Origin of the sequence: Thauera sp. 27, from assembly GCF_000310125.2 — a bacterium.
In the GTDB taxonomy this organism is placed as follows: domain Bacteria; phylum Pseudomonadota; class Gammaproteobacteria; order Burkholderiales; family Rhodocyclaceae; genus Thauera; species Thauera mechernichensis.
On the sequence record NZ_AMXB01000072.1, the window covers coordinates 1 to 9,819 of the forward strand.

Below are 9,819 nucleotides of genomic sequence, written 5' to 3' on the forward strand. Positions count from 1 at the left end.
CTCGCCCCCTGGGGGCGAGCGGGGACCGGGAAGCCGGGGCAAGGCGTCCAGCCGCAGCCCCCGCGCCCCTCGGGCGCGGGTCGGGGGGAGCCACGCCCCGGACGCGTCCTGGCGTCACTACGTGACGCCAGGACCGCCCGCGCCCCAGCGCGGGTTTGCCGGGGGGTGGGGGGCAAAGCCCCGCGCGCCGTGAAAGTCACGGCCCCCCGGGCTGGGCTGCGACGACAGGAGCAGGCGCGAGCGCAGCGAGCGAGGGTGCAGCCGGCAGGCTGCAGGGCGTAGGCCCCACGGCCGGTGCGACGAAGGCGCGCGGCGGTGCCCCCCAGGCCGGGGGGCCGTGCCTTGCACGGCGCGCCCCCAAGGGCGGCTTGCCGCCCGCTGGAGTCGGCTTGCCGACGCGAAGGCAACGGCTGTTGCGGATTCAGGGCGTCCAGCCCTGAAAACGCTGGGGAGCCGGTCGTCCAGACCGGCCGGCCAACGGCCGCCAGCGAGGTCCGCAACGGACGGCGCAGGGGCCAAAGGCCCCGAAGGTCTTCACTCGGGATCAAGTACCCCCTATCGCACCTGTTCCCGCACGGCGGAGTGGCGAGGGGTGTGCGATAGGGCGGGATAATGCGAAAAGAATATATCCGCGCGGTTTCTTTTTCGCAGGGCGACTTGGCATGCTGGAACGGTCATCACACGAAAGAGGACCAGAATGCATCCAGGTATCCAGGCCGCCCATGCCGCACGAGCGACCCGACTCGGTGGCCTTTCACCCCGCGCCCGAGGGGAGGCGAAAGTCGCCGAAGCCCTCGACTGGATTTATCGTTGGGGATGGGCATCCCCACAAACCATTGATGGCCTTAGTGGCGCGAAGAGACGCGGGCTTGCGGCACGACTGGTCCGCCAGGGGCTGCTTGTGGCAACCCGGACGCAGGCGGGAGGTGCCGGACATGGGGTGCCAGCCCAGATTCTGACCCTCAGCCCCACAGGTCAGGCCAAAGTCGAGCGCCACCGCACAGAGCTCCTGCCATATAACAGGGATCCCTTTCGGATCCGACAGGACCAGCTGCGCCACTATGAGCTTGCGCAACGAGTCACCGCCGGCTCACTCCTCAATGGGGCCATCTCCGACTTCAAGACGGAACTTGAAACTGCACAACGATCTGCCGCCGGGGAAAAGCAACCGGATATTCAATGGATCTTCCCGTCCGGCGTGCACGCCGGTGTGGAAGTGGAGCTGACCGCCAAGTGGGCGCGTGACCTGGACCAGTTCATCCTCGCCTGCCTGCGTAGCCTCGCCTCGACTGAGGAGAAGCCCGCCCGCTTCGATCTGATCATCCTGGTCACTGATAGCCCAGCCATCCGGAAACGGTATCTGCAGGCGTTTGAGCCCGGCCGGCTTTTCCACCGATGGCAAAAAAATTCCCGCGGGCACTGGGAGACAACCGGGACCTCGACAGTCCCCAACTGGGCGACGGAGAAAGTACTGTGCAAGCTCATCGACTAGCGGCGAGGTGCGCGCTCGCGCTGGCATTCCTCGGGGGTTGCAGCAGCAATCTTGAGGAGAGCAAAAAGCTGCACGACGAGATCATTGAGTTGCGGCAACAGCTCGCGTCGCGTTCCGCCGAGCGCTCGGCGGAACTTGTCTACCAAGAGCGCCAAGCAGCCCTCGCAGCAGCCTGTGACTGGGTGGTTCCCGTCTGCCCGGATCGCATCACCAAGCCAGGCAGGCAAGCTCAAGCAGAAGGCTTCGGCGGTGGCGGGGACTTCCTTTTCTGGACGATCGTGCTACTGAAAGTCCTGATTGCAGGAACCGGAGTTGGAGCCTTCAGCATCACGCTCCTCCTCGGGTGGGACTGGCTACTGCACCCGTCACGGGTTCGAACCAGAGCGGCCCGCAAGCTCGTCGAACAGGCTCGGGCAGATGCTTTTCGCCTCACGAGCGCGACTGAGCGGGAACTGCGCGCGTTGAATCAGGCCACCCTCCACGCCAGGGAGGAACTCTCGAGCCTGCAGGCAGAGATCGAAGGGATCCAGGAAGAATTGGCACGCCAAGAGGCTCTGATGAGCCGCCAGCAGCAAAACCTGAACGCTGTCGAGGAGGCTCGCCGTGCCCTCGATGCAATCTGAGCAGCCCAAGGCAACCCACACGAGGTCATAGGGAGTAACCCCCTCAGCGATGCGCTCAAGTGAATCGCGAACAAGGAAAAGCGGATCTCCGCTCGTTCAAGTCGTATGACCTGGTGGCGGGATGCGCACGTCACTTCACGATCTTCGAGGAAGGTACAGCCACTTCAAGTGCTGAGAATCTGCTACCAGGTTTGGCGATGTGGCCGCATGATTGGCTTGTCGCCGATCTGCTCGGAATGCTGGATGCTTGGCGGGTAGTCAACCTTTGGCTGTTTTCCGTGCTTTCTTGAAGCTCTTGAGGTCAGCTACCGAAAATAGTTGATTACGGCCGATTGTGGCGCTCGGCTGGAGCTTGCCGCTTGCAACGTATCGACGAAACGTCGACATCGAGACCTCAAGGTACTCGCCTGCCTCTTCGGCAGTGAAGTCATCACCGGAAAGGTGGCCGAATAGCTCCTCGTGGCTGAGATCTTCGCCACGGAATGCATTGGTCGACAGGAGAACGAAGAACTTCTGCCGTTCAATCGCTGGCATGCGCTTCAGGTCGTGGAAGAGCTCTTCTGCCGTTGCAGCGTGTGCCATTTCTCTATCCTTCGGCTCGTAGGTAGCGTTTGAGTTCGTCGTAAAAATTTTCGTGCGACCCGACTTGGTAAAAGTCGATGATCAGCAACTCAACCTTGGCCCCTTGTTCAGTCTCTACAGGCGTCGGAGGCCGGTAGGCGACCAGGTACTCCTGGCGGTTGAACTTGAACTTATAGACCCAGATCCCGGTTAGGTCGCCGACCTTGGCTTCCCCTATTTCCGGGTTCTCACAGATCTCTTCTACTGCATCTTCTATGGCGAGCTGCAGAGGTTTGTGAGCCTTCTTCACAAAGCGGCTGAAGGGAGGCTTGTAGTTAGGCTTCATTGAAGTGGCTCCATATTGTAGCATTTTTGATCAAACTTCAACTCATTCTGTGGTGGTGCATGGCCTCCCACTGTCTTGCTTCCGCTCACTTCCCTTCCGCCTCTTGGCTCTTTGGCAAGCCACCACGTCGCGTTGCTTGTCTCTTAAGCTCGTTGGCCTCTTGGATCTCTGGGGCCAGCTTCTTCAGGCGGTCTACAAGGCCGGAGAGGTCATACTCGTTGCTCAGCTTGCCTCGGTGGGCTGCCCGTCGCTCGATGCGCTTGACAAGGCCGGCAGCCTCCAACTCGGCGATGTAGCGCTGAATCTGGCGTGGCCCCAGTCCCAGACGGTCACTCAAGGCCTGCTTGCTCGGATAGGGCTTCCGGTCCTGACTCCACCAGTAGTCAGCCAGTTGAAGCAGCACCGCGAGTTGTGTCGGATTGAGACCGAGCCGTTGCTGCGCCCGCAGCAGCATGGAAGGGATGATGCAGAAGCCGAGCTTCATCACCGCTTTTCCCCACTTCTTGTCCGAGACCTGATCGGCTTTCGTCTTACGCAGGGGGACTACCGTTGCACGTTTCTGTTCACTTGAGCTGGTTGCCATTTTTTTCCTCTAGGTGTTCAATTACATGCGAATTTACCCAGATAACACACGGTATAGAAGGCTATACCAGTAGTCTTTAAAGACGTGTAGTAGGCGTCTTATAAGACCGCTGACGACAGGTCACATGCGTCTTCTAAAGTAGGATCAGGGCAACCAGCACACCGGTAAGCGATACGAAATGAGGACTACCCTGCCCCCAGTCGCTGGTGACCACAGGGGCGAGTCGGCGCCCCGTGCGTGGTGCCACGCCGTAGAGCCGGGCGGTGCTGATGTCGGCGTGCCCAAGCCACTGTTGGACGCGGCCGATGTCGGCCTTGTACTCGCGGGCGTTGTTGGTTACCGCGGTGGCGCGCAACCGGAGTCCCCGAGGCCGGTGACCGCGATGCCGGCTACCTGGGCGCAGGCACCGACCACAGCATAGATGCCGTCAGCGGTGTGCCGGCTGGACCACTGGCCTTGGTTGCCGCATTCGCGAAAACCACTCTTGTCCTGAACCTCCAAGGCTAGCGAGTTTCGAGCAAAGTCAGGACGACCCTTCCTGTAACGCGCAACCACGCACCGTTGCCAGGTCCGGAATTCCTTAGCGGGCTTTATTCTCCGTTTTCTGAATCGCCCCCTACATCGTGTCGCCTGACACATCGCAGACCCCCACTCCCCCCCGCCCCTCGCCCAGGCGAGGGGAGCGCTACACCGCCCGCGGGGACTCGGGGGCAGGCCTCGCGATGCGAAACCTGCCCCCGAGCTCGAGGCTATGCTGGTTCAGGCGCTGTCAAGGCAACCCTTCGGGCGGCCGCTGGCCGACCTTGACAGCGCCTGAACCAGCGCGACGTCCCGTGCTAATCTGCCGCGCCAGAACAACCCCCTATCATTTGCCATATGAATATCCACGCACGATCTGGGTTCACAATGAGAGGCGCGGCTTTGGCGGCCACCCTCATTTGTGGCCTCGCGATCCCCTTTCCACTCCAGGCGAAGGAACTCGACCCCAACGAATGCGCCGCCTTACGTGCAGAACTCCGGCAGATCACAGAAGCGCAGCGGGAACGCAGCACCCCCTACCTGCAGGACGAACGCAAGCGGGTCAAGGATCGGATGTGGACGCTGAAGTGCGAGGAAATGGAGCGCCGTAGGTGAAAAGGGCGAAATGGGCCGCTGCTGCGTAAGCGGTAACCGAGCGGCGTTCTTGCCTACTTCGAGCGCGGGTGGAGATCGGATCGAAGCGGATTGGCCGCGAAGTGTTGCTTCCACAGCCTTGGGGTGAGTTGCGCGACATCGGCGGCAGGGTGCTGGCCGACGCGCTGGAGCACATCGACCAGATAGGCATAGGGGTCGATGTCGTGCAGGCGACAGGTGGCGATCAGGCTCTGCGCGATCCCCACGTATTTCGCGCCGACCTCGGTCCAGCAGAAGAGCCAGTTGCGGCGGCCCATCGGCACTACGCGTAGCGCCCGCTCGAGGTGGTTGGTGTCGATCGGCACCTCGGGGTCGGCGAGGTAGACCTCGAGGGCGGCCCGGCGCTCACGCACGTAGGCCAGGGCAGTGGTCAGCGGTGAGCTCGGCAGTAGCCCCTGGGATTCGAACTGGGCGTCGACCCAGTCGAAGAACCGGTCGACCATCGGCTTGGCCTGGGCGAGCCGGTATGCGCGGCGTGCCTCGCCGATGAGTTGTGCCTCACGGATGTGCTGCTCTACCGCGTAGAGCTGGCCGATCATCTCCAATGCCTGCGTCGCCCGTTCGGGCTCGATCGACTGGGCCTCGAAGAATTTTCTTCTCGAGTGCGCCCAGCATTGCGCGCGCGTGAGCCCGCATTTTTGTGCGTAACGTTCGTAGGCCGCGTAGCCGTCGGTGAGCAGCACCGCCCCCTCGGGCGGTGGGTCGGTCCCCAGGGTCTGCGCAATGTGTTTGCCACTACGCCCCTCGTGATAGGCGAAGCAGATTTCGTCGCGCTCGCCATACACCGGCCAGAAGTAGCCGCCCTTCATCTTCCCCGGGCCGGCGCGCCCGGCCTTGATCGGGGTCTCGTCCATCGCCTTGATGCGACTTGCGCGGATCGAGTCGAGCTGGGCCGTAAAGACCGGCTCGAGCAGCGCGAGCGCCGCGTGGGTGAGCTGCGTGAGCCACGGGCGCGAGACCCGGATGCCGTTGTCCCCGAGCCGCTGATGCTGGCGGTACAGCGGCTGGTGGTAGCAGAACTTGTCGGTGATGAGCCCGGCGATGAAGCTCACGTCGGCGCGGCTACCGTCGATCACCCCGGCGGGGGCCGCCGGGCAGTGGATCGTCTGCGTGTCGCGGCGCTTGATGACCGGGCGTACGTACTTGAGGATCACGTAGCTGCCCGGGCGCTGCGCCAGGCGATGGCTCACCTTCTCGCCGATCACCTCGAACTGTTCGGCGGTGAGGCCCTCGGTCTCGGGGTTGGCGAGCGTGATCGTCTCGACCGGGACGCGCGTCTCGTCGAAGAACAGCGCCGAGTCGTCCTTGCTCTGGGTGAAGTCGGTGCGCGACGCACGACGGGTGTGTCCCGCCACGGTCTTGCCGGGGACATCGGGCTGTGTGTCGGGGATCGGCAACTCGCCCAGATACATCTGCGTGGTGTCGGGTGACACCACGCGCTTCTCGCTCTTCTGGCCAAAGAGCTGGCGGCGGAACCACTCAAGCTGATGCTTGAGTGCCGCAAACTCGAGCCGCATCGCATCCATGTCGCGCTGCAAGGCGACGTTCGCCTGCGCCATCTCGACGATGCGCTCGGGCGCCCACTGGGCGGCCTCGGCAAGGGTCGGAACGGGGGTGCAGTGCGGCGCGGGCATGGCGCGTATTTTACCGCAGAACCCAGCATTCATGCGGGTTGCACGGCGTTTGCGGGCAGTTGGAAACGGCGCTTGGTGCGGGCCGGCTCGATGCCTTCGAGCAAGAGTTTGAGCCCGGTCCAGTCCATCTGGCGCGTGCGGACCTGCGCCCAGTTCGACACGAAGCGCCCCTGCTCGAGACGCTTGGCCCACACGCAGAATCCGGTGCGATCCCAGTACAGCACCTTCATCTGCGTGCCGCGTCGGTTGATGAACACGAACAGCTCGCCCGACAGCGGATCGCAGCCGAGCGCCTGGCGTGTGAGCGCGTACAGGCCGTCGAAGGATTTGCGCATGTCGACCGGGCGGCCATAGACATGGACCCGGACCGCGCCTTCGGGGAAGAACATCAGCCGCGCGACAGGTGAAGGATCACGCCGTCGCCCAGGTCGAGCCGCAGTTCGAGGCGACCCGTGCCGCCGAGTTTGAGCGTGCCGGCGTCGACGAAGCCAGTGGCCTCCATCGCCAGCGCGGCAGGCTGCGTACTCGGCTCGCCCAGCAGGCTACGCCAGCGCCGGAAGCTCGACTCGCTGAGCCCCTCGCGGGCGCAGAACGGCTCGATCCCCAGGCCGCTCGCGGCAAACCGCGCAAAGACGGTTTCCCACTCCTGGCGGCTACGCCGCCGCCACTTGTTGTTGGTCGCTGTCGCCCTGGTCACTGCCGGCTCCTCCCTGATGAATGTGGGAGGGATTGTTCCGCGTGGGCGCGGGCGGGCAAAGAACGCCGCTCAGTGACCGGTTACGCTGCTGCGGCCCTTTTCACCCTGGGAAGCCTGCAAACCAGTAGCGCTTACGAACTCACCGGCCGCATCATCTCCATCGCAGATGGCGACACCGTCACGCTGCTCGACGCCAACCTCCAGCAGCACAAAATCCGCCTATCCGGGATCGACGCCCCCGAACGCCGGCAGCCGTTCGGCAACCGCTCGCGGCTACACCTCGGGGCGCTGGTGTTCGGCAGGCAGGTCACCGCCGACTGCCCCAAAACCGACCGCTACAACCGCGCGGTGTGCCGGCTCGAGGTCGACGGCGTCGACGCCAACCTCGCCCAGATCGAGGCCGGGATGGCCTGGCACTACAAGGATTACGCGCGCGAGCAGCGGGCGCCGGACCGGCGCCGCTATGCGCAAGCGGAAGACGAGGCGCGGCAAAGCCGGCGGGGGCTTTGGGCCGACCGGGCGCCGGTGGCGCCCTGGGACTTCAGGAAGGCGAGGAAAAACACACCCCGCTGAACGCTCACGCGCCCGGCTTCGGCTCGGTTTTCCACTTCCGAAGGTGGTCGACGAGCCGGTTCGAACGGTCATCGGTCGCATAGACGATGTGCAGCAGCAGCCTGACCGGCTGCGGGATGTTGCGCTCGCTCTCGTAGCGCGAGCCGCCCGACTGCGTGACTCCGACCCGCCCCCAGAACTGTGACTGGTTCATGCCATGCTTGCGGCGGAACGCTTTGATCTCTTCGGAGGTACCGAAGATGAGTTTCGGGGCAGCCATCGTGCTCACCAATGATGATCTTTAAACGCCCTCATCATACCCCTTGAGCATTTCCCGGGGACGCCATGGCGCGCACCAAACCGAGGGTCATCAGGCAGTCACCGAGCGCGCGGTGAGCGTTCGTGACGGTCACGCCCTGCTGCTGCGCCGCTGCCGAGAGCTTCTGCCAGCGATAGCGGCCTTTCTCCGCGCTCCACTCGCCGCGGAACTCGGCATAGGCCTGCATCGCACAATGGATGCGGCCCGGATCGAGCACCAGGTCGAAACCCTGCGGCGCCGGCAGGCCGTAACGGCGCGCGGTCTGAGTGATCACACGAGTGTCGAATTCGCGGCTGTAGATCACGACCTGGCGGCCCTCGACCAGGCCGCAGAATCGAGCGTGGATCTCCGACCAGGTCGGCGCGTCGGCGAGCATGGCGTCGGTGATGCCGTGGATCGCGCCAGCCTCGGCCGGGACCGGCCCGGACGGGCGCACGAGGGTGTCGAGCAGCACGACGCCGGCGCAGTCGATGACCGCGAGCTCGACGACCTCGGCGTCGTCGCCGAGGCCCGTCGTCTCAGTATCCAGGACCAGTGCATTGACCTCGAGCCAGGCACGGGCCTGCCGGCTGCTCGCCTCGCGGACGGCCGGATCAGCCATTGCCGGCGACCTTGCCGCGCAAAGTTTCCAGCAACGCGGCGTTCTGCACCTGCACGGCCTCGAGCTGGCCCGACAGACGCGCGGCGCTTTCGCGGGCGGTGGCGGCTTCCTTCGCGATCGCGTCGTGCGACTTCTGCGCGGCAAGCAGCTTTTCGGCGCAGTGCTGCGCTTCCTTGGCCGCCTCCTTGCGCTGCTCCTGGTGCGCCTGCTCGGCGGCGTCCGCCTTCGCCTTCGTCGCGGCGAGTTCGTTTCGCAGGCCTTCGGCGTCGGCCGCCGTGCGCTGGGTCTCGGCACGCGCCTGGTCGACATCGGCATGCGCGCGGCTGAGCTCGGCACGCACCTGATCGACGTCGGCGTGCGCACGGTCGAGCTCCCCGCGCAGATCGGCGACACGGCGCTCGAGCTCGGCCGCAGCCGCCTCAGCGCGCTCGGCGCGGGTGGTCGCCGCACCCAGCTCGGCGCGCACCTGGGCGAGCTCGTCGCGCAGCTTCTGGAGTTCGGCCGCAGCGATCTTTTCCGTCTCGCGCGCCTCGCGCTCGAGCGCCTCGATGCTCGACTTCGCGAGCTCGAGCTCGGCGGCCTGAGCCTCGAAGGCATCCGAGAGCTCGACGCGCATCTGGTCGAGCTCGGCCCGCTCCGCATCCCAGGCCGACTGCGCCTCGCGCAAAGACTGGTTCGCCAGCTCCTGGGCCTGCGTCCAGAGCTGGGCGATCGCCTGCTCGTTGGCCTTGGCCACCACCTCCGGCACGGCGACGGCGATCGGCGTCGCCTGCGCGGTCTGCTGGCGGCGCCACTCGCGCATCGCCGCGGTCGCCGCGTGCATGTCGACCTTGGCCAGGCGGCGGACCTGATCGACGGTAGGCATCGCCTGCCGGCCGGATTCTTCGAAAATCTGGCTCGCCGCGGCGAAAACTCGCTCACGGGCGTCGAGGGAAAGGTTCGGGTTCATAACGGCACTCCAATCGGGACTAGATATTAATCATAATAATATGATTATTATGATTATGCAAGCGATTATTTGCCCGCCGTTCAAGCACGTGAATTTTTCTCGGATGGCACTACGCCCGGAAAAGGGATGAAAGATGATTCTTGGATCCGTCGTCCTAACGCGCTTCGCTTGTTGGCTGGCTACCTTCTTCGCAGCAAGCTGCTCAGTCGGAACGCCAGCAGGCGCAAACTGTTTTCAATAGAAAACAGAGACCCCGAAAACCGAAAACCACCCCGGGGGGGGGGGGGGT

At 64.4% G+C, this 9,819-nt stretch carries 14 protein-coding genes; 4 read left to right on the forward strand and 10 right to left on the reverse strand.

The features are described 5' to 3' along the window. Window positions 1-940: 940 nt before the first annotated feature. Together B447_RS20985 and B447_RS20990 are read left to right on the forward strand one after the other, a co-directional pair. Window positions 941-1,492 carry a hypothetical protein gene (locus tag B447_RS20985; RefSeq protein WP_004248751.1) on the forward strand — a complete coding sequence of 184 codons (552 nt, stop codon included), beginning with the start codon at window positions 941-943 and terminating at the stop codon, window positions 1,490-1,492. Next, a complete protein-coding gene (locus B447_RS20990) occupies window positions 1,474-2,115 on the forward strand; it encodes a hypothetical protein (protein ID WP_004248753.1) in 642 nt (213 codons plus the stop codon). The genes B447_RS20985 and B447_RS20990 overlap by 19 nt, the downstream gene beginning before the upstream one ends. A gap of 258 nt (window positions 2,116-2,373) precedes the next feature. Here the strand turns inward: B447_RS20990 and B447_RS20995 are convergent, their stop codons facing one another. The 4 genes from B447_RS20995 to B447_RS21010 form a co-directional block, all read right to left on the reverse strand. After that, window positions 2,374-2,697 (reverse strand): helix-turn-helix domain-containing protein, encoded by a 324-nt coding sequence (locus tag B447_RS20995; protein ID WP_004248755.1) that lies wholly within the window; start codon window positions 2,695-2,697, stop codon window positions 2,374-2,376. Between the two features lie 4 nt (window positions 2,698-2,701). Then, window positions 2,702-3,022 carry a type II toxin-antitoxin system RelE/ParE family toxin gene (locus B447_RS21000; protein ID WP_004248756.1) on the reverse strand — a complete coding sequence of 107 codons (321 nt, stop codon included), beginning with the start codon at window positions 3,020-3,022 and terminating at the stop codon, window positions 2,702-2,704. Window positions 3,023-3,107: 85 nt separating this feature from the next. Continuing rightward, the gene (locus B447_RS21005) at window positions 3,108-3,605 is read right to left on the reverse strand and encodes a helix-turn-helix domain-containing protein (protein ID WP_004248758.1); all 498 of its coding nucleotides are present in this window, start codon (window positions 3,603-3,605) and stop codon (window positions 3,108-3,110) included. 133 nt (window positions 3,606-3,738) lie between these two features. Then, a complete protein-coding gene (locus B447_RS21010) occupies window positions 3,739-3,960 on the reverse strand; it encodes a hypothetical protein (protein ID WP_004248759.1) in 222 nt (73 codons plus the stop codon). Between the two features lie 566 nt (window positions 3,961-4,526). Here B447_RS21010 and B447_RS21015 point away from each other — a divergent pair. After that, window positions 4,527-4,739 carry a hypothetical protein gene (locus B447_RS21015; protein ID WP_004248761.1) on the forward strand — a complete coding sequence of 71 codons (213 nt, stop codon included), beginning with the start codon at window positions 4,527-4,529 and terminating at the stop codon, window positions 4,737-4,739. 53 nt (window positions 4,740-4,792) lie between these two features. Here B447_RS21015 and tnpC read toward each other — a convergent pair whose 3' ends face one another. Genes tnpC through tnpA form a run of 3 tightly spaced genes read right to left on the reverse strand, consistent with a single transcriptional unit; the run spans window position 4,793 to window position 7,109 of the window. Further along, on the reverse strand, window positions 4,793-6,412 hold the full coding sequence (tnpC, locus tag B447_RS21020; RefSeq protein WP_002937033.1) for an IS66 family transposase: 1,620 nt from the start codon (window positions 6,410-6,412) through the stop codon (window positions 4,793-4,795). A 29-nt stretch (window positions 6,413-6,441) separates the two neighbouring features. Next, window positions 6,442-6,801 (reverse strand): IS66 family insertion sequence element accessory protein TnpB, encoded by a 360-nt coding sequence (tnpB, locus tag B447_RS21025; protein WP_002937031.1) that lies wholly within the window; start codon window positions 6,799-6,801, stop codon window positions 6,442-6,444. Then, entirely contained in the window at window positions 6,801-7,109 is a 309-nt protein-coding gene (gene tnpA / locus B447_RS21030) for an IS66 family insertion sequence element accessory protein TnpA (RefSeq protein WP_002937029.1), read from the reverse strand. The genes tnpB and tnpA overlap by 1 nt, the downstream gene beginning before the upstream one ends. Window positions 7,110-7,181: 72 nt before the next feature. On the opposite strand from tnpA, the gene B447_RS21035 reads away from it, so the two are divergent. Next, window positions 7,182-7,682: a thermonuclease family protein gene (locus tag B447_RS21035; protein WP_004248764.1), complete on the forward strand. Its 501-nt coding sequence runs from the start codon at window positions 7,182-7,184 to the stop codon at window positions 7,680-7,682. A 4-nt stretch (window positions 7,683-7,686) separates the two neighbouring features. Here the strand turns inward: B447_RS21035 and B447_RS21040 are convergent, their stop codons facing one another. The 3 genes from B447_RS21040 to B447_RS21050 are packed head-to-tail and all read right to left on the reverse strand — an operon-like array spanning window position 7,687 to window position 9,530. After that, complete coding sequence (locus B447_RS21040; RefSeq protein ID WP_004248766.1) at window positions 7,687-7,941, reverse strand: helix-turn-helix domain-containing protein; 255 nt, start codon at window positions 7,939-7,941, stop codon at window positions 7,687-7,689. A 34-nt stretch (window positions 7,942-7,975) separates the two neighbouring features. Then, window positions 7,976-8,581, reverse strand: a complete 606-nt coding sequence (locus B447_RS21045; RefSeq protein ID WP_004248768.1) for a 3'-5' exonuclease — start codon at window positions 8,579-8,581, stop codon at window positions 7,976-7,978. After that, a complete protein-coding gene (locus B447_RS21050; RefSeq protein WP_004248770.1) occupies window positions 8,574-9,530 on the reverse strand; it encodes a DNA-binding protein in 957 nt (318 codons plus the stop codon). Before B447_RS21050 ends, B447_RS21045 begins: the two co-directional genes overlap by 8 nt. Window positions 9,531-9,819: the final 289 nt, after the last annotated feature.

What these genes read in the sequence shown, in the direction of transcription:
- B447_RS20995 (WP_004248755.1), bottom strand. Translation starts at nt 2,697, where the DNA reads ATGGCACACGCTGCAACGGCAGAAGAGCTCTTCCACGACCTGAAGCGC.
- B447_RS21000 (WP_004248756.1), bottom strand. Translation starts at nt 3,022, where the DNA reads ATGAAGCCTAACTACAAGCCTCCCTTCAGCCGCTTTGTGAAGAAGGCT.
- B447_RS21005 (WP_004248758.1), bottom strand. Translation starts at nt 3,605, where the DNA reads ATGGCAACCAGCTCAAGTGAACAGAAACGTGCAACGGTAGTCCCCCTG.
- tnpC (WP_002937033.1), bottom strand. Translation starts at nt 6,412, where the DNA reads ATGCCCGCGCCGCACTGCACCCCCGTTCCGACCCTTGCCGAGGCCGCC.
- tnpB (WP_002937031.1), bottom strand. Translation starts at nt 6,801, where the DNA reads ATGTTCTTCCCCGAAGGCGCGGTCCGGGTCCATGTCTATGGCCGCCCG.
- B447_RS21040 (WP_004248766.1), bottom strand. Translation starts at nt 7,941, where the DNA reads ATGGCTGCCCCGAAACTCATCTTCGGTACCTCCGAAGAGATCAAAGCG.
- B447_RS21045 (WP_004248768.1), bottom strand. Translation starts at nt 8,581, where the DNA reads ATGGCTGATCCGGCCGTCCGCGAGGCGAGCAGCCGGCAGGCCCGTGCC.
- B447_RS21050 (WP_004248770.1), bottom strand. Translation starts at nt 9,530, where the DNA reads ATGAACCCGAACCTTTCCCTCGACGCCCGTGAGCGAGTTTTCGCCGCG.